Origin of the sequence: Pseudomonas sp. App30, from assembly GCF_047947025.1 — a bacterium.
In the GTDB taxonomy this organism is placed as follows: domain Bacteria; phylum Pseudomonadota; class Gammaproteobacteria; order Pseudomonadales; family Pseudomonadaceae; genus Aquipseudomonas.
Genome location: NZ_CP133165.1, coordinates 5638598 through 5661553, shown reverse-complemented (window position 1 = coordinate 5661553; position 22956 = coordinate 5638598). Strand labels below are relative to the sequence as shown.

The following is a 22956-nucleotide window of genomic DNA, read 5'->3' as shown; positions in this document are numbered from 1 at the left end:
ATGGCATCAAACGGTGAATGCGTCTTGCAGCAGTTTTTCCTGCTGCTCGGCGTGCATCGAAGCGTAACCACAGGCTGGCGCGGCCGAAGCATCGCGACCGGCGTATTCCAGGACCAGGCCCTTCTTGTGGTTGCTGAAGCTGCGACGCATGTGGTGCTGGCTGCTGTACCAGGCGCCCTGGTTCATCGGCTCTTCCTGGCACCACACCACGTTCTCGAGGTTGGTGTACGGGGCGAGCGTCTCCATCAGGTCGTCTTCAGGGAACGGGTACAGTTGCTCCAGACGCACGATCGCGATGTCATCACGGCCTTCGGCACGACGTTTTTCCAGCAGGTCGTAGTAGACCTTGCCGCTGCACAGCACCAGGCGCTTGACCTTGGCCGGCTCGATGGCGTCGACTTCCGGGATAACGGTCTGGAAGGAGCCTTCGGCCAGGTCTTCCAGGGTCGAGACCGCCAGCTTGTGACGCAGCAGCGACTTCGGCGTCAGGACCACCAGCGGCTTGCGCAGCGGACGGATGACCTGGCGACGCAGCAGGTGGTAGATCTGTGCAGGGGTCGTCGGCACGCACACCTGGATGTTGTGCTCGGCGCACAGCTGCAGGTAACGCTCCAGACGCGCGGAGGAGTGCTCCGGGCCCTGCCCTTCATAACCGTGTGGCAGCAGCATGGTCAGACCGCACAGGCGACCCCACTTGTGCTCGCCGCTGGTGATGAACTGGTCGATCACTACCTGGGCACCGTTGGCGAAGTCACCGAACTGGGCTTCCCAGATCACCAGCGCGTTAGGCATGGTGGTGGAGTAGCCGTATTCGAACGCCAGTACCGCTTCTTCGGACAGGAACGAATCGTACAGGTCGAAACGTGGCTGGCCGGCGTACAGGTTCTGCAGAGGGATATAGGTGGAAGCATCCTTCTGGTTGTGCAGGACCGCGTGACGGTGCGAGAACGTGCCGCGACCGATGTCCTGGCCGGTCATGCGCACCGGGTGGCCTTCGAAGGCCAGGGTGGCGTAGGCCATGGTTTCGGCGTAGCCCCAGTTGATCGGCAAGCCACCGGCCTGCATCTTCTGGCGGTCTTCGTAGATCTTCGCGACCTGGCGCTGCACCACGAAGCCTTCCGGAATTTCCAGCAGCTTGGCGGACAGTTCCTGCAGGGTCTTGAGGTCGAAGCGGGTGTCGTGGCGCGCAGTCCAGGCGTGGCCCAGGTACGGGCGCCAGTCCACGAACAGTTCCTTGTTCGGTTCCTTGACCAGGCTTTTCACCACGTGCAGGCCGTTGTCCAGCGCGTTGCGGTACTCGTCCACCTGGGCCTGCACGGCGTCGGCGTTGAGGCTGCCGCCCTGGATCAGGCGCTCGGCGTACAGTTCGCGAGTGGTGCGCTGCTTGGCGATCTGCTGGTACATCAGCGGCTGGGTGCCGCTTGGCTCGTCGGCCTCGTTGTGGCCGCGACGGCGGTAGCACACCAGGTCGATGACGATGTCGCGCTTGAACTGCATGCGGTAGTCGACGGCAAGCTGGGTGACGAACAGCACCGCTTCCGGGTCATCGCCGTTCACGTGCAGGATCGGCGCCTGGATCATCTTGGCAACGTCGGTGGCGTACTCGGTGGAACGCGAGTCGCGCGGGTTGCTGATGGTGAAGCCGACCTGGTTGTTGATCACGATGTGCACGGTGCCGCCGGTCTTGAAACCGCGGGTCTGCGACATCTGGAAGGTTTCCATGACCACGCCCTGGCCTGCGAACGCAGCGTCACCGTGGATGGAAATCGGCAGCACCTTGTCGCCGACCGCGTCGTTGCGGCGGTCCTGGCGGGCGCGCACGGAACCCTCGACCACTGGCGATACGATCTCCAGGTGGGACGGGTTGAACGCCATGGCCAGGTGCACTTCGCCGCCCGGGGTCATCACGTTGGACGAGAAGCCCTGGTGGTACTTCACGTCACCGGAGCCCAGCTCGACCTTCTTCTTGCCTTCGAACTCGTCGAACAGCTCGCGCGGGTTCTTGCCGAAGGTGTTCACCAGCACGTTCAGGCGGCCACGGTGGGCCATGCCGATGACCACTTCCTTGGTGCCGTAGGAACCGGAACGCTGGATCATCTCGTCGAGCATCGGAATCAGGCTCTCGCCGCCTTCCAGACCGAAGCGCTTGGTGCCCGGGTACTTGGTGCCCAGGTACTTCTCCAGGCCCTCTGCCGCGGTAACGCGCTCGAGCACGTGGCCCTTCACGTCAGCGGAGAACACCGGACGGCCGCGCACGCTTTCCAGACGCTGCTGGAACCACTGGCGTTGCTCGGAATCGACGATGTGAGTGAACTCCGAACCGATGGTGCGACAATATGTCTGCTGCAACGCTTCGAGAATTTCACGTAGGCTCGCTTCCTCCTTGCCGATGAACAGGTCGCCGGCACGGAAGGTTGTATCGAGATCGGCATTGGTCATGCCGTAATGATTGATTGACAGGTCTGCCGGTGCAGGTCGCTGCCACAGCCCCAGCGGGTCCAGCTGGGCCGCCTGATGGCCGCGCATGCGGTAGGCCTGGATCAATCGCAGCACTTCAACTTGCTTCTTCTCGTGCTCGCTGCTCACGCTTCCGGCGGAAACCGGTTGGGCGCGGCGCTGGTTTTTGGCCAGCAGCACGAAATGATCGCGAATTGTCGAGTGCGAAACATCGGTAGCTGCGCCGCCATCGGCAGGCAGCTTCTGGAAGTAGGTGCGCCACTCTTCTGGCACAGCGTTAGGGTCGTGCAGGTAGAGTTCGTAGAGCTCTTCCACATAGGCAGCGTTACCACCGGAAAGGTAGGCACTGCTCCACATGCGCTGCATCACGCTTTCTTGCATGCTTGGTCACCCTCGTTTGGGGACTCCACCGGCGTTGACGCCACAGCAAGCTTGAATAAGTCCGAGTGCAGCGACTACAACAAGCCACCGAGAAATCACGCAAGTAGTCCGGGTACCAGCCCGGATGCCCCTGCTGGTCTCATTGCTTCAAAATTAAAAGCGAAGGCCTTGTGGGCCACGCTCTGGTTGTTACCAGGGTACGGGCTGAAGAAGACCCGCACCCTGGCGCTTTACGTTACAGCAGGTGTATCAGTATCAAACGCCGCTTTGCAGCAGCATGTTACGTACGTGGCCGATCGCCTTGGTAGGGTTCAGACCCTTGGGGCAAACGTTCACGCAGTTCATGATGCCCCGGCAGCGGAACACGCTGAACGGGTCATCCAGGGACGCCAGACGCTCATTGGTCTTGGTGTCACGGCTGTCAGCCAGGAAACGGTAGGCTTGCAGCAGCGCAGCAGGGCCCAGGAACTTGTCCGGGTTCCACCAGAAGGACGGGCAGGAAGTCGAGCAGCAAGCGCACAGGATGCACTCGTACAGACCGTCCAGCTTCTCGCGCTCTTCCGGCGACTGCAGACGCTCGATGGCCGGGGCCGGCGTGTCGTTCTGCAGGAAAGGCTTCACCTTCTCGTACTGCTTGTAGAAGATGCTCATATCGACGACCAGGTCACGGATTACCGGCAGACCTGGCAGTGGACGGATGACCAACTTGTTACCTTTTACGACAGCGGACAGCGGCGTGATGCACGCCAGGCCGTTCTTGCCGTTGATGTTCATGCCGTCGGAGCCGCAAACACCCTCACGGCAGGAGCGACGGTACGAGAAACCCTCGTCCTGCTCCTTGATCAACGCCAGCACGTCCAGGACCATCAGGTCCTTGCCGCCGGTGTCGACCTGGAAGGTCTGCATGGACGGCGCGGTATCCACGTCGGGGTTGTAGCGGTAAACACTGACTTGCAACATGGCGGCCACCCTTAGTAAGTCCGGACTTTAGGTTCGAAAGTCGGAACGGTTTTCGGCGAGAAGTTGACAGCACGCTTGGCAACGCGCTTCTCACCCGGGAAGTACAGGGTGTGGCACAGCCAGTTTTCATCGTCGCGGTCTTCGTAGTCTTCACGGGCGTGGGCGCCGCGGGACTCTTTGCGATGCTCTGCGGCGATCGCGGTGGCTTCGGCCACTTCCAGCAGGTTCTGCAGCTCAAGGGCTTCGATTCGAGCGGTGTTGAAGCCTTGGCTCTTGTCGTTGATCTTGACGTTGGCGATACGCTCGCGCAGGGTCGCCAGCTGGGCGATGCCCTTCTGCATGTATTCGCCGGTACGGAACACGCCGAAGTAGTTCTGCATGCACTGCTGCAGTTCTTTGCGCAGGGTAGCGACGTCTTCGCCGGTGGTACGGGTGTTCAGGCCGTTCAGGCGAGCCAGGGCCACTTCGATGTCGGTGTCGCTGGCGCGGCTGTATTCCACGCCTTCGCTCAGGGCCTGCTCCAGGTGCAGGCCGGCGGCGCGACCGAACACCACCAGGTCGAGCAGCGAGTTGCCGCCCAGGCGGTTGGCACCGTGCACCGATACGCACGCCACTTCACCCACTGCGAACAGGCCAGGGATGATGGTGTCGTTGCCTTCGGCGTCCTGGGTGATGGCCTGGCCATGAATGTTGGTGGCGATGCCGCCCATCATGTAGTGGCAGGTTGGAACCACAGGAACTGGCGCGACGACCGGGTCAACGTGGGCGAAGGTCTTCGACAGTTCGCAGATGCCAGGCAGGCGGCTGTGCAGCACTTCCTCGCCCAGGTGGTCGAGCTTCAGCATCACGTGGTCGCCGTCAGGACCGCAACCGTTGCCGGCGATGATTTCTTTAACCATCGAGCGGGCAACCACGTCACGACCAGCCAGGTCCTTCGCGTTCGGCGCATAACGCTCCATGAAACGCTCGCCGTGCTTGTTGATCAGGTAACCACCTTCACCACGGCAACCTTCGGTAACCAGTACACCGGCGCCGGCGATGCCGGTCGGGTGGAACTGCCACATCTCGATGTCCTGTACCGGCACGCCGGCACGCAGGGCCATGCCCACGCCGTCGCCGGTGTTGATCAGGGCGTTGGTGGTGGACGAGTAGATACGGCCCGCACCGCCGGTAGCCAGTACGGTCGCATCAGCGCGGATGTACGAGGTTTCACCGGTTTCGATGCAGATGGCGATCACGCCGACGAACTGGCCGTCGGAGTTCTTCACCAGATCAACGGCGTAGTATTCGTTCAGGAATACGGTACCGGCCTTCAGGTTGGCCTGGTACAGGGTGTGCAGCAGCGCGTGACCAGTACGGTCGGCAGCGGCGCAGGTACGGGCGGCCTGGCCACCTTTACCGAAGTCCTTGGACTGGCCACCGAACGGACGCTGGTAGATGCGGCCCTGCTCGGTACGGGAGAACGGCAGACCCATGTGTTCCAGTTCGAACACGGCTTCCGGACCTACGGAACACATGTATTCGATAGCGTCCTGGTCACCGATGTAGTCGGAACCCTTGACGGTATCGTACATGTGCCAGCGCCAGTCATCGTTCGGGTCGGCCGAGGCGATGGCGCAGGTGATGCCACCCTGGGCCGATACAGTGTGCGAACGGGTCGGGAACACCTTGGTGACCACGGCAGTCTTGTGACCGCCCTGTGCCAGTTGCAGCGCAGCGCGCATGCCGGCGCCACCACCACCGATGATGATGGCGTCGAAAGTCATTGAATTGATGCTAGCCATGAATCAGATACCCCAAAGAATCTGCACACCCCAGACGAAGTACGCGAACATTGCTACGCCGCATACTGCCTGGAACAGGAAACGCACTGCCGTCGCCGCCTTGCCCAGCGCCATTGGCGTCAGGTAGTCGGTGGCGATGGTCCACATGCCGACCCAGGCGTGAGCACTGAGGGCCACCAGCGCCAACAGGCTGAAGATGCGCATGGCGTTGTGGGAGAACAGCGCATGCCATTGGTCGAAACCAATGCCCGGATGCGCAACGAGGTATCCGATCAGGAAAATGAAATAAGCCGCGAGGACAACCGCCGACACACGCTGTGCCATCCAGTCGTAGAGGCCCGAACGCGAAAGATTCGTAACGCTGGTTACCATATCCAAACTCCTGCCAGAACGATCAGCACCACGGAAACGGCGATGATGATTTTGGAGCCACGGCGACCGCCTTCCAGCGTCTCACCAATACCGGCATCCATGATCAGATGGCGCACACCGGCCACCAGGTGATACAGCAGGGAGGACAAAAGACCCCATGCAACGAACTTGGCCAGGGGGCTGGTCAAGGTGTCCTTCACGGACGCGAAGCCTTCTTCCGAACCCAGGGATTTGCCCAATGCATAAAGCATGAAGCCGATACCCAGGAACAGGATGATGCCCGATACGCGATGAAGGAACGACGTTACGCCGGTTATGGGGAGTTTGATGGTCCTTAGGTCTAGGTTTACAGGTCGTTGGCTATTCACGGCTTTTTTTCACACTGAAGAGCCCCTAGCAAGCAGGGCAAGTTGTCGGGAAGTGTACTGGTCAGGTACCCACCACCCAGGGAGTGACGACGCCAGCGGAAACGGGCTGAAAAGCCCCTGACGGTCGGCTGCCGAGTATAGACAGTTAGGATACTAATGACAACGCGCCGACCTACCCGAAAGGGCGGATTGCGCTATATGAAAAAAAGGCGTAAATGGCAGGGATCAGCAATGAAAAAACGCGCTAAAAGCCTTGTACAGCCTGACTTTAAGCAAATTGACATTCGGATTTATCTCACTATAGTGGTGCGGGCCCTGCGTGGGGGGTCTGTCTGATGATTTCAAGCATTAATAGGAGGCCACATGGCTGACAAAAAAGCGCAGTTGATCATCGAGGGCGCAGCCCCCGTCGAGCTGCCCATTTTAACCGGCACCGTTGGTCCCGATGTTATCGACGTGCGAAGCCTGACTTCCACGGGCCGCTTCACTTTCGACCCTGGTTTCATGTCGACCGCCTCGTGCGAATCGAAGATCACCTACATCGATGGTGACAACGGCATCCTGCTGCACCGGGGCTACCCGATCGAGCAGCTGGCCGAGAAATCCGACTACCTGGAAACCTGCTACCTGCTGCTCAACGGCGAACTGCCGACGGCAGAGCAGAAGGCCCAGTTCGTCAGCACCGTGAAGAACCACACCATGGTGCACGAGCAGTTGAAGACCTTCTTCAACGGCTTCCGCCGCGACGCCCACCCGATGGCCGTGATGTGCGGCGTGGTTGGCGCCCTGTCGGCGTTCTACCATGACTCGCTGGACATCAATAACCCGCAGCACCGCGAAATTTCCGCCGTGCGCCTGGTCGCCAAGATGCCGACCCTGGCAGCGATGGTGTACAAGTACTCCATGGGCCAACCCATGATGTACCCGCGCAACGACCTGACGTACGCGGAAAACTTCCTGCACATGATGTTCAACACCCCGTGCGAGATCAAACCGATCAGTCCAATCCTGGCCAAGGCCATGGACCGCATCTTCATCCTGCACGCCGACCACGAACAGAACGCCTCGACGTCCACCGTGCGCCTGGCAGGCTCGTCGGGTGCCAACCCGTTCGCCTGTATCGCCGCCGGCATCGCCGCACTGTGGGGCCCTGCCCACGGCGGTGCGAACGAAGCCGTGCTGACCATGCTCGATGAAATCGGCGATGTGTCCAACATCGACAAGTTCATCGCCAAGGCCAAGGACAAGAACGATCCGTTCAAGCTCATGGGCTTCGGTCACCGCGTCTACAAGAACCGCGACCCGCGCGCCACCGTGATGAAGCAGACCTGCGACGAAGTCTTGAAAGAGCTGGGCATCAAGAACGACCCGCAGCTGGAACTGGCCATGCGCCTGGAAGAGATCGCCCTTACCGATCCTTACTTCATCGAGCGCTCGCTGTACCCGAACGTCGACTTCTACTCGGGGATCATCCTCAAGGCGATCGGCATTCCAACCAGCATGTTCACCGTGATCTTCGCCCTGGCACGTACCGTGGGCTGGATCTCGCACTGGAAGGAAATGCTCTCCAGCCCGTACAAGATCGGCCGCCCGCGCCAGCTGTACACCGGCTACGATTCGCGCGACGTGAGCAAGCTGGAAGACCGCAAGTAAGTTTTCCAGCTGCAAAAAAAGGCTGCCCTCGGGCAGCCTTTTTTATTTCCATCCACCAATGATCCAGATCCAGCCTGCAACCTGGACCTGGCTGCTGATCTTGATCTGGCTTGTGATCTGCTTGTGATCTTGATCTTGATCTTGATCTGGCTTTTGATCTTGATTGTATGCCCCGTAAAGCGCCAGGGCCGACTGGAGGCGTCGATCAACGGGCTGCCCGAAGGGCCGAGGCCGCAGGCCGAAGAGACGGTAACCCGCAGGCTTCTATAGCGGGTGCCGTCTGATCTGGTCAACCAATCCCGGACATTTGTTTAGGAGCTACGCCGCCAGCCTTTCATGCTCCACCGGCGTGCGGTACTCGTTATGGCTGTGAAGCCGGACCTGGTTGTAATGATGGATCACGTATCGAAGCACATCCGGCCTGGCCTTCGCCTCGTCCTGGTAGCCTTTCTTGGGTATCCATTCTGACTTCAGGCTGCTGAAAAAACGCTCCATCGGTGCATTATCCCAGCAGTTTCCACGCCGGCTCATGCTTTGCCTCATCCCGAATCCTTCAAGCTTGTCGCGAAACAGCTCACTGCTGTACTGACAGCCTTGATCCGAATGAAACATGACCTTGTCGGGCATTCCGCGGGCCTGATAAGCCAGCTCCAATGCCTTGCACGCCAATGCCGAATCGGGGCTTTTGGAGATGGCCCAACCCACGATCCGCCGGGCATACAGATCGAGGACAGCCGCCAGATAGAGCCAATGCGTCCCCGCCCAGATATAGGTGATATCACCACACCAAACCCGATTGGGCGCCGACACTTCGAACTGGCGCTCCAATAGATTGGGTGCAAATTTTGCCTCCACCGTGGCCAGGCGATAAGGGTTTGGCCGACGTTGAATGCTCCGCAAATCAGCCTCGGCCATTAACCGCCCGGCCAAAAAACGCCCCACCTGTTCGCCCTGGGCCTTGAGCGCCGCAGACAATACTCGTGCGCCCATGGAGCCTCGACTTTCGGCGTGCAGCCCTGTGGCCAACGTTTTCAGCCGTTCCCGGTCTGGATCGGGGCAATTGCGGCGCTTGAGATGCTCGTAATAACCGCTGCGGCTTATCCCAAAAACACGACACAAATCAGTCACCGAGAAACGCTCACTTAACGCATCGATCAAAGCCTTCGATCGAGGGAATCGTTCATCAAGAGAGCGGTAGCCTTTTTTAAGATTTCCTTCTCCAGCTCGAGCTTGCGGATTTTTACCTGCAGCGCCTGGATTTGCTGTTGTTCAGGCGTCATGGCAGAGGCCGTTTCAGGGGTGATGCCAAAACGCTCTTGGCGGAGTTGTTCCACCCACCGACGCAGTGCGGTCGGGCCCACGCCCATGGCTTTGCAGGCTTCTGGAGTGGTGTAGCCACTATCAAGAACAAGGGCTGCTGCCTCTTGCCTGAACTCTGTCGAAAAATTACGTCGGGACATCGAACACCTCTTGGTTGAGCGGTAGATTACCGCTCCTTTGGGCGTGTCCGGGATAATTAGGCCACATCAGTCTGCCCGTTGAGCGACGCCGGAAGGAGGGGACCCGTAGCGCAGCGGAGGGCCCAAGCAGGGGCAAGCGTTTTTTGCTTACTTTTTTTGGCGTCTGAAAAAAAGTGAGTCGGCGTAAGGCCGAAACAGTCGGTGGTCGCACCACGAAAATGGATATGTCCGAATCCCTCAGAAGGGGAGTGTCAGAAATTTTGTGTTCGGGCATAACATGAGTAAGAGGTGCATGCATGCCAACCAAAAAGAAAACCCCGCTCCGCGAGCTACCAAAAATCCCGAAAGAGCTGCTGGAGCAGTTCGTTGACGGGCCAATGACGGCCGAAGCTATCGAGGATGCCTCTGCGGCGTTCAAGAAGGCCCTGATTGAACGAGCTTTGAGTGCCGAACTCGGCCATCACTTGGGCTATCCGCCGGGCGCGCAGCGCCCAGAGGATGAAACCAATCACCGTAACGGCAAAACCGGCAAGACGGTCTTGACCGGTGATGGGCCCATCCGACTGGAAATCCCGCGCGACCGGGACGGCACTTTCGCCCCCATTCTGATTCCCAAGCACGAGCGCCGTTACACCGGTTTCGACGACAAGATCATCGCCATGTATGCCCGTGGCATGACGGTCAGGGAAATCCGTGCGTTTCTCTCCGAGCAATACGGCACGGACGTTTCGCCTGACTTCATCAGCTCGGTAACCGACGAGGTGATGGCTGAGATCGGTGCGTGGCAACAGCGGCCCCTGGAGCCTATGTACCCGGTTATTTTCTTCGATGCGCTGCGGGTCAAAATCCGCGAAGAAGGACTGGTTCGCAACAAGGCGGTCTACCTTGCGCTGGGTGTTTTGCCTGACGGAACCCGCGATATCCTGGGTATCTGGATCGAGACGACCGAGGGCGCCAAGTTCTGGATGAAGGTCTTCAACGACCTCAAGACGCGGGGCGTGGAAGATGTGCTGATCGCCGTCACCGACGGGCTCAAGGGCATGCCAGAAGCGCTGGCGGCGGTTTATCCGCAGACGACGCTGCAGACCTGCATCGTCCACTTGATCCGCAACAGCCTGGATTACGTGGCCTGGGACAAGCGACGCGAGTTGACCAAGGCGCTCAAACCCATCTACCAGGCGCTGAACGCCGAGGTAGCTGAGCAGGCGCTGAACGACTTTGAAGCCGGCCCTTGGGGCAAGCAACACCCCACCGTGGTTGCAGCCTGGCGGCGGGCGTGGGACCGGGTCATCCCGTTCTTCGTGTTCCCACCAGCCATACGGAAGGTGATCTACACCACCAACGCCATCGAGAGCATAAACTCCCAGCTGCGCAAGATTATCAAGACACGAAGCCACTTCCCTACGGACGAGGCGGCGACGAAGCTTATCTGGCTGGGATTGCGAAATATCACGGCAAACTGGGGCAATGCGGCTCAGGATTGGAAGAGTGCGATGAATCAATTCGCGATTCTGTACGGTGATCGGTTTATCAGGCCGACCTGGTAAGAGCACGGCCTGCCTGACGGCAGGCCGTTACCGGCTCGTACACAAAATATCTGACAGTCCCGTCAGAAGCGAGATTCGAAAGCCATGCACATATCCAATATCAAGGGTGATGCACAATCACCTTTCCGCCCTTACGGCGGCTCACTTTTTGTCAAACGCCACAAAAAGTAAGCAAAAAAGGCTTGCCCCTGCTTGGTCCCTACGCTTCGCTGCGGGTCCCCTCCCTCCGGCGCCGATCAAGCGGACGACGGCCCGGAATAGAAGCGTCTCCGGTTCCGTCTTCCTCGGCTCCGCCTCGGACCGCTTGCTCGCCGCCTCCAGTCGGCCCTGGCGCTTTATGGGGCACACAATCAAGATCAAAGGCCTCACGGGATCAAGATCAAGAGCGGTTTGCAGTGATGCCGATGCAGCTGCAACCTTACTGCTCAGCCTTGGTACGCAGCTCTTTCAGCGTATTGAACGGTGCCTCGACCACAAACTTGTTCGCCACGAACGACGGCACGCTACCACCCGGCTCGGTGTGCACCTGGTAGGTCACTTCGGTACTGTCCGCACCCTTGGGCACCAGTTTCCAGAAGCCCTGCACCTGGGCCACGCGCACGAAGCCTTTCTCGGGCGGCAGGTAGGTCGGCACCTCTTCCAGGTTGCGGGTCAGGCTGCCATCGGCGCCCTGCACCGTGGTGATCTCCAGCACCGAGTCACGCGGGGTCACCGGCCACGGCGTGTTGAACTGGGTGTAGGTCCAGGCCTTGTCACCCTCGTGCTTGAGCAGCTTCTGCAGCTTGCACTCGTGGGTCCAGGTACACGCGCCGGCCACGTCTTCCTGCAGGGCGCGAATCTTGGCGATCGACGCCTTGATGGTGGTCACGCCACGGTAAGCCTTGTAATCGGAGCCCGGCACCACGGCCAGCGACACCTTGATACCGTCTTCGTCCTTGGCCGTCTGCCAGTCCTCGGCATGCACCGCGGTGGCGACCAGCGCCGTCAATCCACATACAACAGCCAAACGATGCAGCGAACCCATAATTATTTTTCCTTATAGTCCAGAAGGTACACCGCCCTCACCGCCCGTCAGGCTACAGATGTCATCTGCTCCCACCACCCCAGCAACTGTATCGCCTGGGCGTCCGTCTCGCCGCACACTTCCGGGTCCGCCTGGAACCCGCCACACACCGCGGGGCGCTCCGGGCGGCCGAACAGCTGGCACAGGTTGCGCGCATCGAGCTGCACGCAGCGCTCGCCGGCAGGCTTGCCGTTGGGCATGCCCGGAATGGGAGAAGAGATGGAAGGGGCTATGCAGCAGGCGCCACAGCCTTCACGGCACATCATGACGACACGAACCTCACGTCAGGCAATGAATCGGGTGTAGGGGGATAGTAACCGCTTAAACAGGCGTTTGAAATTGGCCCGGAAGGATTTTCGACAGGGCGATGCTGCCAACCGCCCGTCCGATTACTGCTTGAATTGGAAATCCAGCGCCGCGCCTTCCACTTCGCGGGTGTTTTCGTTGCGCCGCTGCAGCTGCAGTTCGTTGCTGAGCAAGCGACCGTTGAGCTGGAAGTCCTCGGTTTTCTTTTCGTCGAAATAGGACGGCAGCAGCGCCTGATCCCTGGCTGGGGCCTGGGCCTCGGTTTTCTTCGCAGGCTCCAGCGTGTTGACCATGGCCTTGGGCAAGGACAGGTCCAGCTTCGCCTTGGGCAGGTCGGCCGCCACGGCATCGGCGTCCTTGCGTGCCTTGGTCTTGCTGGCGACCGGCTTCTTCACCGGCTTGGCCTTGGCCACCGGCTTCTTGACCACGGGCGCAGCCTTCTTCACCGGCGCCTTCTTCACGGCCGCGTGCGCGCCGTCCGCCTGGGCCAGCAACGGAAAAGGTTCGGTGGAGGGTAACGATTGCGCACACGCCATGCCCGATCCCAGGCACAGCACAAGCAGTCCGATACAACGCAAGGCATTCATAGACACAGGCAGAAATGGCAGCACAAGGCTATATGCTCCCCGCTAGAGGGCTCGCTGGCAAGTCCCCGAGCGGTAACAGAACGTAAATCCTTAGTAAAACTGGCCGCTCGCCACCTCCTGGCACAGTTGCCCTGCCAGCAGGCCCAGGGTCATCAGCGCCCGCTCCGCCTCCTTGTTCCACGGCATGCCGCAGTTCAGGCGGATGCAGTGGTTGAATTGCTCGGTGTTGCTGAAGATCAGGCCGGGAGCAATGCTGATACCCTGCTCCAGCGCCCGCACGTGCAATTCCTGGGTATTGACCCGCCCCGGCAGGCTCACCCAGAGGATGAAGCCACCCAGCGGCCGGGTGATCTGCGTGCCATCGGGGAAGTACTGCTGCACGGCCAGCTGATAAGCGCTGAGGTTCTTGCGGTATTCATGGCGGATGTAGCGCAGGTGGCGGTCGTAACCGCCGTTTTCCAGGTAGCTGGCGATGCCCATCTGCGTCACGCTGCACGCCGAATGGGTGGTGAAGGTCTGCAGCCGCTGGATTTCCGCCTGGTACTTGCCGGCGATCATCCAGCCGATGCGCACGCCAGGCGACAAGGTCTTGGAGAAACTGGAACAGTAGATCACGTGGCCCAGGCGGTCGTAGGCCTTGAGCGCCTTGGTCTTGCCCTGCTCGAACATCAGCTCGCCATAGATATCATCCTCGACGATCTGGATATCGAAGTCCGAGGCCAGGCGCAACAGCTGCTTCATGCGCTCTTCGGGCATGGTGCCGCCCAGCGGGTTGCTCAGCCGCGGGGTCAGCACCAGGGACTTGATCGACCACTGGTTGGCCGCCAGCTGCAAGGCTTCCAGGCTGATACCCGTGGAGGGGTCGCTGGGAATCTCGATGACCTTCAGGCCCAGCAGGTCAGCCAGTTGTAACAGGCCATAATAGGTAGGCGATTCGGCGGCGATCAGGTCGCCGGGGCGGGTCAGCACGCGCAGGGACATCTGCAGCGCATCCACGCAGCCATGGGTGATCACCACCTCGGAAGGGTCGACCACCACGCCGGCGTCGCGCATACGAATCGCCACCTGCCGGCGCAGCGGCTCGAAACCGGGGCTGAACATGTAGCTGAACGCCCGCGGACTATGGAAACGCGTGACCTTGGCGATCTGCTGGTGCAGGGCGCGCACCGGCAAATAGTCCACGTGGGGCACGGCAGCCCCCAGCGGGAACACCCCTTCGCGGCGCGACTCCACCAGCACCTGCTGGATGATGCTGGCCCGGGTCACCAGGCCCGGCCGCTCCACGCGGGCGATGTCCGGGGTCGGCGCGGTCAGCGCCGGGGTCTGGTGCACGTAGTAGCCCGACTGCGGCCGGGCGCGGATCAGCCCCTGATCCTCGAGGTTGGCGTAGGCCTGCAGCACCGTGGCATGGCTCACGTTGAGCTGCGAACTCATCTTGCGCACCGACGGCACCCGCTCCCCCGGCTGGTAGACGCCACGGCGTATATCCTCGGCCAGTTGCTGAGCGATGCGCTGGTAGAGCAGAAGACTGGTCATGCGGGGCTTCTCGACTGATCAGGCGGTTTTTTGATTTTAGTACCGGAACAGTTGAAAAGTGTACGGGGACAGTTGCGCGATTGCGAGGGGATTATGCCCCCGTAGCAGCGGCCACAGGCCGCGTCCAGCCTCACCGCGCACGCCTTACCTGGCGCGGCGCGGCCGGACGCGGCCTGTGGCCGCTGCTACGGGTGGTTCAGCGGGCGGCGCCGAGCACGCCCTTCTCGTCGGAGAACACGATCTCGACACGGCGGTTCATCGCCCTGCCCCGCTCCGACGCGTTGGCTTCCACGGGGTACTGGTCGCCATAACCCTGCACCTGGATGCGCTTGTCGTCGATGCCCAGGTCTACCAGGGTGTCGGCCACGGTCTGCGCGCGGTCCTTGGACAGCCCCAGGTTGAAGTCGCTGTCGCCAGTGTTGTCGGTGTAGCCCTCGATGCGCACCACGCGCTTGGGGTTGAGTTGCAGGAACTGCACCAGCTTGAGAATCATGCGGTTGGCCGACGGCTTCAGGTCCGCCTCGCCGCTGTCGAACAGCACGTCGCCCAGGGTCAGCACCAGGCCGCGGTCGGTCTCGGTGGTGGCCATGCTGACGAACTGCTCTTCAAGCGCCTTGCCCTGCTGCTGCACGCTGTTGAGCTTGGACTCACGCAGGGCCAGCTGCAGGCGCTGGCGCTCCAGGTCCTGCTTGGCGAGTTTTTCCTTGTTCAGCACCAGTTGGGTGTGCTCGCGGGCGATCTCGCTGTAGCGCTGGCTGAGGTAGGCGTACTGCGCCACGTCGTCGCCACTGCCCCAGTAGTTGGCCAGGCGCTCGGCACGCGACAGCGACTCGCCGGCGCGGATCACGTCGCGCGGCGCGGCACGCAGCACGTCGGCATCGTCCTTGACCGTCTGGAAGCTGGCGCTGGCCTGCTGCAAAGTCACCGCTGGCGCACCGGCATGGCTGGCACAACCGAACAGGCCCAGGCAACCCAGGGCAATCAGGCCACCGCCCACGCGTGTAGACAGGCTCATTGCACTTCCCCCAGCTGCTTGTGCAGGCGCACGATACGGGTGTTGACCTGGGTCAGCTGCTCCTGGCTCTTCTCGGTGAGCACCCGGGCCTCGGCCAGGCGTGCGTCCAGTTCGGCCTGCTCGGCCAGCAGGCGGGCCTGGCGGTACGATTGGCTGCCGTTGGCGGCCAGGGCGCTGGCGAGCTTGTCGCTGGCCAGTTTCATCTCATCCACCTCATCGGTGGCACCCACGGCACGCGCCTGGTCCACGGCCTGCTCGGTCAGGCGCAGTTGCTCGACGGGGGCCGGGTCGCTGGCACACCCGGCCAGGGCCAGCACCGCCACGACGGCGGTCAAAGCTTGAATTCTCACACGGATTCCCTACTGGTTTGGGGCACTGGCCGGTTGCGGCACGCGCGGTTGCTGCAAGCTCGCCTTCCACCGTTCGACATTACGCTGCAGCACCGCCTCGGCTTGGCCGGACGCGGGCAATTCTGTCATCTTTTTCGCCAACTGTCCGCGCAGCCAGGGGTCATTGCAGGCCGAATTGTGCGACAGCGCCAGGTACAGCCCCGGGCGGTCCAACGGTGTCTCGTGGGCGACCACGTCATTACCCAGCCCCAGGGTCTGGGACACGGCCTGGCCGGCGTAGCGCCCCGCTACCACGTACTCGACCTTGCCCAGCATCAATTGCTGGAAGGCCGCGGTCAGCGACTCGGCGGCGGTCAGGCTCAGGTTCTCGTCGGCGAAGCGCTTGAACGAGGCACCCAGGCGCGCCCGCGCCGACACCGCGCCGGCATGGCCGTGCAGGTCGCCCACGGTGTGGTAGACCATTGCCGAGCCCTTGCGGGTCCACACCAGGTAATCGTTGAGCGCCATGCGCGGGTGGATGTAGTCCAGGGTTTCCAACTGGTCGAAGGCCATCGGGGCGTCCACCAGCAGGTCCATGCGCCCGCTGCGCACCTCTTCCAGGGCCTGGGAGCGGCGGCCGCTGTACAGCACGTCGATCTTGATGCCCAGCTCGTCGCCAATGCGCTTGAGCTGGTCGACGTTGGCGCCGATCAGGTGGGTGGGGTCATCCGGGTCGCGCCACGAAAAGGGCTGCGCATCCGGGCTGCCGGTGGCCACCAGGCGCTCGCAGGTGCCGGCGGCGCTGGCCAGGGTGGGCAGCAACATGGCGATTGCCCAGGCGCCCATTCTCAAGGCTCGCTTCATCGTTAATCCTTCCAACTTCCACACATAAAAAAGCCCGGTCATCGGACCGGGCTCTTTTATAAGTGAAGCAGCTGGATCAGACCAGCTTTTCCAACTCGGGCACCGCTTCGAACAGGTCAGCCACCAGGCCGTAGTCGGCCACCTGGAAGATCGGCGCCTCTTCGTCCTTGTTGATCGCAACGATCACCTTGGAGTCCTTCATTCCCGCCAGGTGCTGGATCGCGCCGGAGATACCGACGGCGATGTACAGCTGTGGCGCAACGATCTTGCCGGTCTGGCCGACCTGCATGTCGTTGGGCACGAAGCCTGCGTCCACGGCGGCGCGCGAGGCACCGACGGCGGCGCCCAGCTTGTCGGCCAGGGCGTACAGGTGCTTGAAGTTGTCGCCGTTCTGCATGCCGCGGCCGCCGGAAACGACGATCTTGGCAGCGGTCAGCTCAGGGCGGTCGGATTTGGCCAGCTCTTCGCCAACGAACGCCGATTTGCCGGCATCATGGGCAGCGCCCACGGCTTCGATGGCAGCCGAGCCACCTTCGGCGGCAACGGCGTCGAAGCCGGTGGCGCGCACGGTGATGACCTTGATGGCAGCGTTCGATTGCACGGTGGCAATGGCGTTGCCGGCGTAGATCGGACGCTTGAAGGTGTCAGCCGATTCCACCGAGATGATCTCGGAGATCTGGTCGACGTCCAGCTGGGCAGCGACGCGCGGCAGCACGTTCTTGCCGTTCGAGGTAGCCGGGGCCAGCACGTGGCTGTAGGCCTTGGCCAACTCGACCACCAGCGGCGCGACGTTTTCCGGCAGGAAGTGCGCGTAGGCGGCGTTGTCGGCCACCAGCACTTTTGCCACGCCGGCAATCTTGGCGGCAGCTTCAGCCACGGCGCCAACGCCTTGGCCAGCCACCAGCACATGCACATCACCACCGATTTTCGCGGCAGCTGCGACGGTGTTCAGGGTAGCCGGGGCTACGGCACCATTCTCGTGTTCAGCGATAACCAGGATAGTCATTTAGATTACCTTCGCTTCGTTTTTCAGTTTCTCGACCAGTTCTGCAACCGACTTGACCTTGATGCCAGCGCTGCGGGCAGCCGGGGCTTCAACCTTGATGGTCTTGTTGGTGGAAGCCACGGAAACACCCAGGGCGTCCGGGGTCACGGTTTCCAGCGGCTTCTTCTTGGCCTTCATGATGTTAGGCAGCGAAGCGTAGCGAGGCTCGTTCAGACGCAGGTCGGTGGTGACGATGGCGGGCAGGTTCAGCGCAACGGTCTGCAGGCCGCCGTCGATTTCACGGGTGACATTGACCTTGTCGCCAGCCACGTCCACCTTGGAGGCGAAGGTGCCCTGGCCGAAGCCGGTCAGCGCCGCCAGCATCTGGCCGGTCTGGTTGTTGTCGCTGTCGATGGCCTGTTTGCCCAGGATCACCAGCTGAGGCTGTTCCTTGTCGACAACGGCCTTGAGCAGCTTGGCCACGGCCAGGGAGTTCAGTTCTTCGGCGGCTTCCACCAGGATGGCGCGGTCGGCGCCCAGGGCCAGGGCGGTACGCAGTTGTTCCTGCGCAGTGGCCGGGCCAATGGTGACGACGACGATTTCAGACGCGACGCCCTTCTCTTTCAGACGCACGGCCTCTTCCACGGCGATTTCGCAGAAGGGGTTCATGGACATCTTGACGTTGGCGAGATCGACGCCGGAGTTGTCCGCTTTGACACGGACCTTGACGTTGTAGTCGACCACTCGTTTGACAGCTACAAGAACCTTCATGGATTCCTCGTTACTCTCCGGTGAAAAGAATGTCGCCCGGCAGGCCAGGCGATGCTCAGTGGGCACAAGGGCACCTTTAAAAACGACGGCGAGCCCGCTTAATTTAGCATTGCTCCCTGAATTCAATGACTTAGCGGCAAAACCGGGCAGTCACGGGCGGTGGCGACGTGTAAACTCCACTACAACAGGGGCAAGGCGTGCCTGCGCGGCTCTGGCCTGGCTTTTAGAGATGCTCTTGCAGCCTCAGGACAACCTGCGGCAAATGCAAAACCGCCCGTATCTTGACCGCTACGCCCGGACCGGTCAACAACCGGAACCCGTCGGTCATGCCCCCGCCCCCAGCGAATTTACTGGCCTGGGACAAATTCAAACAAACGTTTGTATTGGACCCTGCCGGTGGTGTAGATATAATGCGCGGCCAAAGAGATTGCCCTGTAGTGCGTCCACGGGTGTGCTACACCGCACCCCACGCCAGAAAGCGCAACGCCATTAGAAAAAACTGTGAGCCTTGAGTAGGAGAGAACCTGTGGAACGCGAATACATGGAATTCGACGTGGTCATCGTCGGGGCCGGCCCCGCTGGCCTGTCCGCCGCCTGCCGCCTGAAGCAGAAAGCTGCTGCAGCGGGCCAGGAAATCAGCGTCTGCGTGGTGGAAAAAGGCTCCGAGGTAGGCGCCCACATTCTCTCCGGCGCGGTGTTCGAACCCCGCGCGCTGAACGAGCTGTTCCCGGATTGGAAAGAGCTGGGCGCGCCGCTGAACACCCCGGTCAAGCGCGATGACATCTACGTGCTGAAAAACGCCGAGAGCGCCAGCAAGGTGCCCGGCGCGTTCGTGCCCAAGACCATGCACAACGAAGGCAACTACATCATCTCCCTGGGCAACCTGTGCCGCTGGCTGGCCCAGCAGGCCGAGAACCTGGGCGTGGAAGTGTACCCAGGCTTCGCTGCCCAGGAAGCGCTGATCGACGAAAACGGCACCGTGCGCGGCATCCTCACCGGCGACATGGGCGTGGACCGCGAAGGCCACCCGAAAGACGGCATGTACACCCCCGGCATGGAACTGCGTGGCAAGTACACACTGTTCGCCGAAGGCTGCCGCGGGCACATCGGCAAGCAACTGATCAAGCGTTTCAACCTGGACAGCGACGCCGACGCCCAGCACTACGGCATCGGCCTGAAGGAAATCTGGGAAGTCGACCCGGCCAAGCACGAGCAGGGCCTGGTGGTGCACACCGCCGGCTGGCCGATGGACATCATGGGCACCGAGAACACCGGTGGCTCGTTCCTCTACCACCTGGAAAACAACCAGGTCGTTGTCGGCCTGATCGTCGACCTGTCCTACGGCAACCCGTACCTGTCGCCGTTCGACGAGTTCCAGCGCCTCAAGCACCACCCGGTCATCAGCCAGTACCTGGAAGGCGGCAAGCGCATCAGCTACGGCGCCCGTGCCATCTGCAAGGGCGGCCTGAACTCGCTGCCGAAGATGGTCTTCAACGGCGGCGCGCTGATCGGCTGCGACCTGGGCACCCTGAACTTCGCCAAGATCAAGGGCAGCCACACCGCCATGAAGTCCGGCATGCTGGCCGCCGACGCGGTGGCCGAAAAGCTGCTGGCCGGCGCCGAGGGCGGCGACCTGCTGACCGGCTACGTCGACGGTTTCAAGGCCAGCTGGCTGTATGAAGAGCTGTTCGCCAGCCGCAACTTCGGCCCCGCCATCCACAAGTGGGGCGCGGTGCTGGGCGGTGCGTTCAACTACATCGACCAGAACATCTTCGGCGGCAAGATCCCCTTCACCCTGCACGACACCAAGCCCGACTACGCGTGCATGAAGCTGGCGAAGGACTCGAAGAAAATCGACTATCCCAAGCCCGACGGCAAGCTGAGCTTCGACAAGCTGAGCTCGGTATTCCTCTCCAGCACCAACCATGAAGAGGAACAACCCTGCCACCTGAAGCTGAAGGACCCGAGCATCCCGATCAGCACCAACCTGCCGCTCTACGATGAACCGGCGCAGCGCTACTGCCCGGCGGGCGTGTACGAAGTCATCACCCAGGAAGACGGCGAGAAGCGCTTCCAGATCAACGCCCAGAACTGCGTGCACTGCAAGACCTGCGACATCAAGGACCCTTCGCAGAACATCACCTGGGTGACCCCGGAAGGCGGCGGCGGCCCCACCTACCCGAACATGTAATCCGGCCCATGCATGGCGCCATGACATCATTCGTGTCAGGCGCCATACACCGCCGAAATGCTTCCGATACCCGAATTTACTGGAGTTCGCCCCGCCCCTGCCGATAGAAAAGGCATCAGGGCAGTGAGTGAATCACGGCCTTCAGTATCGGAGTCATTACCATGCACATCGAACGCCTGGGCACCATCCAGGACGACCTGGAACACACCGCCGCCCACCTGGAAGCGCTGTCACGCATGCTGCAAGGCCACGCGCTGTTCCTGCGCCACTCCACCTACGCCGACAACTCCGCCGACATCGATTACATTGAGCGCCACCTCAGCGGCCTGGCCGCCTCGGTAACCGATTTGCGTGGCGTGGCCCGCAACATCGCCAAGGTCGCCTGACCCGCCACACCGCTACTCCACCTGCAACGCCCACAACACTTCCAGCACATGCCGGGTCGCCCTTTCGACTTCACCGGCACGATGAACGATGCCCAATTGCCGGGACAATTCGGGCTGCAACGGCCGCATCAGCATGCGCGCGTCCGGCAGCGGCGTGGACGCCTCGTGGGGCAGCAGCGTGGCGCCGTAGCCCGCCGCCACCAGGCTCTTGATCGCATCGTTGTAGTTGAGCTGAATACGCGGCGTGGGTTGCTGGCTGTCACTGGCGAACCATTCGGCGGTGAGCCGCGACAGCCGCGTGGTGCTGTCGTTGAGGATCAGCGGCTGCGCGGCCAGCCAGGCTGGCGTGACGACGTCGGGCACCTGCCAGGCCGCCGGCAGGAACGCCATCACCGGGTCGCGGCGCCAAGGCTGGATCTGCACGCCCTTGACCGGCAACTGCGGCAAGGCAATCAGGCCGATGTCCAACGTACCGGCGGTCAGCTGCCGCAGGGTTTCCTGGGACGTCAGCACCGCCACCTGCACGTCGATGCCGGGGTGGCGCTGGCCCAAGGTTTCCAGGGCCTGGGGCAGCAGCTGCGCAATCGCCCCGGTGGACGCGCCCAGGCGCACCCGGCCCGCCAGCCCCTGCACCTGGCGCTGCACATCCTCCAGCGCCTGCTGCGCATCCAGCAACAGCCGCCGGGCACGCTCCACCAGCGTCTCGCCGATGGCCGTGGGCAGCACCCGCCCGCGCGCCCGTGACAACAACGCCCCGCCCACCCGCGCCTCCAGGTCGGCAATGTGCAGGCTGACCGTGGGCGGCGCCAGGTTCAGCGCCCTCGCCGCTTCCGCGAACGACCCCAGGTCGGCGATCACCACCAGGGTACGCAGGCGGTCCAGGCTGATTTCACGCATGCTTTGTTAACCTTCAGTAAAACTGAACGTGGCCGTTGCCAAATTCAACTTTCCCTATACTACCGATGAATCGAAGATAGCGGCAGTTACTTCTTGCGAGCAGCGAAACATGAGCACCCCACTGATTTTCATCGACGGCGACCAGGGCACCACCGGCCTGCAGATTCACCAGCGGCTGCGGCACCGCACCGACCTGCAACTGCTGCGCCTGGACCCACGCTTTCGCAAGGACCCGCACCACCGCGCCGAAGCCATCAACGCCTGCGACCTGGCCATCCTGTGCCTGCCCGACGACGCCGCTCGCGAAGCCGTGGCCAGCATCCACAACCCGTCGGTGCGGGTGATCGACGCCAGCTCCGCCCACCGCACCCAGGCCGGCTGGACCTACGGCTTCGCGGAAATGGGCAGCGCCCAGGCCCAGGCCATCCGCACCGCCACCCGCGTCAGCAACCCGGGTTGCTACCCCACCGGCGCCATCGGCCTACTGCGCCCGCTGCTGCAGGCCGGCCTGCTGCCGGTGGACTACCCGATCAGCATCAACGCGGTCTCGGGCTACTCGGGCAAGGGCCGCGCCGGGGTGGATGAGTACGAAGGCGAGAACGCCACCCAGGCGCCGCCGTTCCAGGTCTACGGCCTGGGCCTGGCCCACAAGCACGTGCCGGAGATCGCCCAGCACAGCGGCCTGCTGCACCGCCCGGTGTTCGTGCCGGCATACGGCGCGTTCCGCCAGGGCATCGTGCTGACCATCCCACTGCAACTGCACCTGCTCAAGGCCTCTGCCCAGCAGCTGCACCAGTGCCTGGCCGACCACTACGCCGGCCAACGCCACGTCAGCGTCATGCCCCTGGCCGACAGCAAGGCCCTCGCCCTGCTCGACCCGCAGGTGCTCAACGGCACCGACGACCTGCGCCTGATGGTCTTCGAACACGGCCAGCACGTGCTGCTGGCGGCGGTCTTCGACAACCTCGGCAAGGGCGCCGCCGGCGCGGCCGTGCAAAACCTCAACCTGATGATCAACCAAACCCCGTAGCAGCTGCCGCAGGC

The 22956-nt window shown here is 62.1% G+C and carries 21 protein-coding genes; 5 read left to right on the top strand and 16 right to left on the bottom strand.

Features of this window, described 5'->3' with window-relative positions; all coding sequences use genetic code 11:
* Positions 1 to 6 precede the first annotated feature (6 nt).
* The 5 genes from RAM80_RS26085 to sdhC form a co-directional block, all read right to left on the bottom strand.
* Positions 7 to 2838: a 2-oxoglutarate dehydrogenase E1 component gene (locus tag RAM80_RS26085; protein WP_416423274.1), complete on the bottom strand. Its 2832-nt coding sequence runs from the start codon at positions 2836 to 2838 to the stop codon at positions 7 to 9.
* A 255-nt stretch (positions 2839 to 3093) separates the two neighbouring features.
* Positions 3094 to 3798, bottom strand: a complete 705-nt coding sequence (locus tag RAM80_RS26080; protein ID WP_416423273.1) for a succinate dehydrogenase iron-sulfur subunit — start codon at positions 3796 to 3798, stop codon at positions 3094 to 3096.
* Positions 3799 to 3809: 11 nt separating this feature from the next.
* Entirely contained in the window at positions 3810 to 5582 is a 1773-nt protein-coding gene (gene sdhA, locus RAM80_RS26075; protein ID WP_416423272.1) for a succinate dehydrogenase flavoprotein subunit, read from the bottom strand.
* 3 nt (positions 5583 to 5585) lie between these two features.
* Complete coding sequence (sdhD, locus tag RAM80_RS26070) at positions 5586 to 5954, bottom strand: succinate dehydrogenase, hydrophobic membrane anchor protein (protein ID WP_416423271.1); 369 nt, start codon at positions 5952 to 5954, stop codon at positions 5586 to 5588.
* Positions 5948 to 6322, bottom strand: a complete 375-nt coding sequence (gene sdhC / locus RAM80_RS26065) for a succinate dehydrogenase, cytochrome b556 subunit (RefSeq protein WP_008372071.1) — start codon at positions 6320 to 6322, stop codon at positions 5948 to 5950. Before sdhC ends, sdhD begins: the two co-directional genes overlap by 7 nt.
* Positions 6323 to 6685: 363 nt before the next feature.
* Between sdhC and gltA the strand changes: the two genes are divergently transcribed.
* A complete protein-coding gene (gene gltA / locus RAM80_RS26060) occupies positions 6686 to 7975 on the top strand; it encodes a citrate synthase (RefSeq protein WP_416423270.1) in 1290 nt (429 codons plus the stop codon).
* A 318-nt stretch (positions 7976 to 8293) separates the two neighbouring features.
* Here gltA and RAM80_RS26055 read toward each other — a convergent pair.
* Positions 8294 to 9435 (bottom strand): IS3 family transposase gene (locus tag RAM80_RS26055; RefSeq protein WP_416422999.1). Its coding sequence is split into 2 segments (ribosomal slippage): positions 8294 to 9186 and positions 9186 to 9435, totalling 1143 coding nucleotides; the frame shifts between segments, so codons are not numbered across the junction.
* 296 nt (positions 9436 to 9731) lie between these two features.
* Here RAM80_RS26055 and RAM80_RS26050 point away from each other — a divergent pair.
* Positions 9732 to 10982 carry an IS256 family transposase gene (locus RAM80_RS26050; RefSeq protein WP_416423269.1) on the top strand — a complete coding sequence of 417 codons (1251 nt, stop codon included), beginning with the start codon at positions 9732 to 9734 and terminating at the stop codon, positions 10980 to 10982.
* Between the two features lie 418 nt (positions 10983 to 11400).
* On the opposite strand, the gene RAM80_RS26045 is transcribed toward RAM80_RS26050, so the two are convergent.
* The 9 genes from RAM80_RS26045 to RAM80_RS26005 form a co-directional block, all read right to left on the bottom strand.
* Positions 11401 to 12006 carry an START domain-containing protein gene (locus RAM80_RS26045; protein WP_416423268.1) on the bottom strand — a complete coding sequence of 202 codons (606 nt, stop codon included), beginning with the start codon at positions 12004 to 12006 and terminating at the stop codon, positions 11401 to 11403.
* A 47-nt stretch (positions 12007 to 12053) separates the two neighbouring features.
* A complete protein-coding gene (locus RAM80_RS26040) occupies positions 12054 to 12311 on the bottom strand; it encodes a YkgJ family cysteine cluster protein (protein WP_416423267.1) in 258 nt (85 codons plus the stop codon).
* 123 nt (positions 12312 to 12434) lie between these two features.
* Positions 12435 to 12887 (bottom strand): translation initiation factor 2, encoded by a 453-nt coding sequence (locus RAM80_RS26035; RefSeq protein ID WP_416423266.1) that lies wholly within the window; start codon positions 12885 to 12887, stop codon positions 12435 to 12437.
* 141 nt (positions 12888 to 13028) lie between these two features.
* Positions 13029 to 14474, bottom strand: a complete 1446-nt coding sequence (locus RAM80_RS26030) for a PLP-dependent aminotransferase family protein (RefSeq protein ID WP_416423265.1) — start codon at positions 14472 to 14474, stop codon at positions 13029 to 13031.
* A 196-nt stretch (positions 14475 to 14670) separates the two neighbouring features.
* The gene (locus tag RAM80_RS26025; protein ID WP_416423264.1) at positions 14671 to 15489 is read right to left on the bottom strand and encodes an OmpA family protein; all 819 of its coding nucleotides are present in this window, start codon (positions 15487 to 15489) and stop codon (positions 14671 to 14673) included.
* Positions 15486 to 15839, bottom strand: coding sequence for a DUF4398 domain-containing protein (locus RAM80_RS26020; RefSeq protein WP_416423263.1), 354 nt, complete (start codon positions 15837 to 15839; stop codon positions 15486 to 15488). The genes RAM80_RS26025 and RAM80_RS26020 overlap by 4 nt, the downstream gene beginning before the upstream one ends.
* Positions 15840 to 15848: 9 nt before the next feature.
* Positions 15849 to 16664, bottom strand: a complete 816-nt coding sequence (locus tag RAM80_RS26015) for a substrate-binding periplasmic protein (RefSeq protein ID WP_416423262.1) — start codon at positions 16662 to 16664, stop codon at positions 15849 to 15851.
* Between the two features lie 94 nt (positions 16665 to 16758).
* On the bottom strand, positions 16759 to 17688 hold the full coding sequence (locus RAM80_RS26010; protein ID WP_416423261.1) for an electron transfer flavoprotein subunit alpha/FixB family protein: 930 nt from the start codon (positions 17686 to 17688) through the stop codon (positions 16759 to 16761).
* Entirely contained in the window at positions 17689 to 18438 is a 750-nt protein-coding gene (locus tag RAM80_RS26005) for an electron transfer flavoprotein subunit beta/FixA family protein (protein WP_416423260.1), read from the bottom strand.
* A gap of 526 nt (positions 18439 to 18964) precedes the next feature.
* On the opposite strand from RAM80_RS26005, the gene RAM80_RS26000 reads away from it, so the two are divergent.
* Positions 18965 to 20629 carry an electron transfer flavoprotein-ubiquinone oxidoreductase gene (locus RAM80_RS26000; protein ID WP_416423259.1) on the top strand — a complete coding sequence of 555 codons (1665 nt, stop codon included), beginning with the start codon at positions 18965 to 18967 and terminating at the stop codon, positions 20627 to 20629.
* 161 nt (positions 20630 to 20790) lie between these two features.
* Entirely contained in the window at positions 20791 to 21015 is a 225-nt protein-coding gene (locus RAM80_RS25995) for a hypothetical protein (protein ID WP_416423258.1), read from the top strand.
* Positions 21016 to 21027: 12 nt separating this feature from the next.
* Here the strand turns inward: RAM80_RS25995 and RAM80_RS25990 are convergent, their stop codons facing one another.
* Positions 21028 to 21912, bottom strand: a complete 885-nt coding sequence (locus RAM80_RS25990) for a LysR family transcriptional regulator (protein WP_416423257.1) — start codon at positions 21910 to 21912, stop codon at positions 21028 to 21030.
* A gap of 109 nt (positions 21913 to 22021) precedes the next feature.
* Here RAM80_RS25990 and argC point away from each other — a divergent pair, with 109 nt between their 5' ends.
* Positions 22022 to 22942: an N-acetyl-gamma-glutamyl-phosphate reductase gene (gene argC / locus RAM80_RS25985; protein ID WP_416423256.1), complete on the top strand. Its 921-nt coding sequence runs from the start codon at positions 22022 to 22024 to the stop codon at positions 22940 to 22942.
* Positions 22943 to 22956: the final 14 nt, after the last annotated feature.

Bases quoted from the DNA above. Each gene is read 5' to 3' on its own strand.
- RAM80_RS26040 (WP_416423267.1), bottom strand. From the start codon at position 12,311: ATGATGTGCCGTGAAGGCTGTGGCGCCTGCTGCATAGCCCCTTCCATC.
- sdhA (WP_416423272.1), bottom strand. From the start codon at position 5,582: ATGGCTAGCATCAATTCAATGACTTTCGACGCCATCATCATCGGTGGT.
- RAM80_RS26005 (WP_416423260.1), bottom strand. From the start codon at position 18,438: ATGAAGGTTCTTGTAGCTGTCAAACGAGTGGTCGACTACAACGTCAAG.
- RAM80_RS26085 (WP_416423274.1), bottom strand. From the start codon at position 2,838: ATGCAAGAAAGCGTGATGCAGCGCATGTGGAGCAGTGCCTACCTTTCC.
- RAM80_RS26010 (WP_416423261.1), bottom strand. From the start codon at position 17,688: ATGACTATCCTGGTTATCGCTGAACACGAGAATGGTGCCGTAGCCCCG.
- sdhD (WP_416423271.1), bottom strand. From the start codon at position 5,954: ATGGTAACCAGCGTTACGAATCTTTCGCGTTCGGGCCTCTACGACTGG.
- RAM80_RS26045 (WP_416423268.1), bottom strand. From the start codon at position 12,006: ATGGGTTCGCTGCATCGTTTGGCTGTTGTATGTGGATTGACGGCGCTG.
- RAM80_RS25995 (WP_416423258.1), top strand. From the start codon at position 20,791: ATGCACATCGAACGCCTGGGCACCATCCAGGACGACCTGGAACACACC.
- gltA (WP_416423270.1), top strand. From the start codon at position 6,686: ATGGCTGACAAAAAAGCGCAGTTGATCATCGAGGGCGCAGCCCCCGTC.
- RAM80_RS25990 (WP_416423257.1), bottom strand. From the start codon at position 21,912: ATGCGTGAAATCAGCCTGGACCGCCTGCGTACCCTGGTGGTGATCGCC.
- RAM80_RS26030 (WP_416423265.1), bottom strand. From the start codon at position 14,474: ATGACCAGTCTTCTGCTCTACCAGCGCATCGCTCAGCAACTGGCCGAG.
- RAM80_RS26080 (WP_416423273.1), bottom strand. From the start codon at position 3,798: ATGTTGCAAGTCAGTGTTTACCGCTACAACCCCGACGTGGATACCGCG.
- RAM80_RS26035 (WP_416423266.1), bottom strand. From the start codon at position 12,887: ATGGCGTGTGCGCAATCGTTACCCTCCACCGAACCTTTTCCGTTGCTG.
- RAM80_RS26050 (WP_416423269.1), top strand. From the start codon at position 9,732: ATGCCAACCAAAAAGAAAACCCCGCTCCGCGAGCTACCAAAAATCCCG.
- RAM80_RS26015 (WP_416423262.1), bottom strand. From the start codon at position 16,664: ATGGGCGCCTGGGCAATCGCCATGTTGCTGCCCACCCTGGCCAGCGCC.
- argC (WP_416423256.1), top strand. From the start codon at position 22,022: ATGAGCACCCCACTGATTTTCATCGACGGCGACCAGGGCACCACCGGC.
- RAM80_RS26025 (WP_416423264.1), bottom strand. From the start codon at position 15,489: ATGAGCCTGTCTACACGCGTGGGCGGTGGCCTGATTGCCCTGGGTTGC.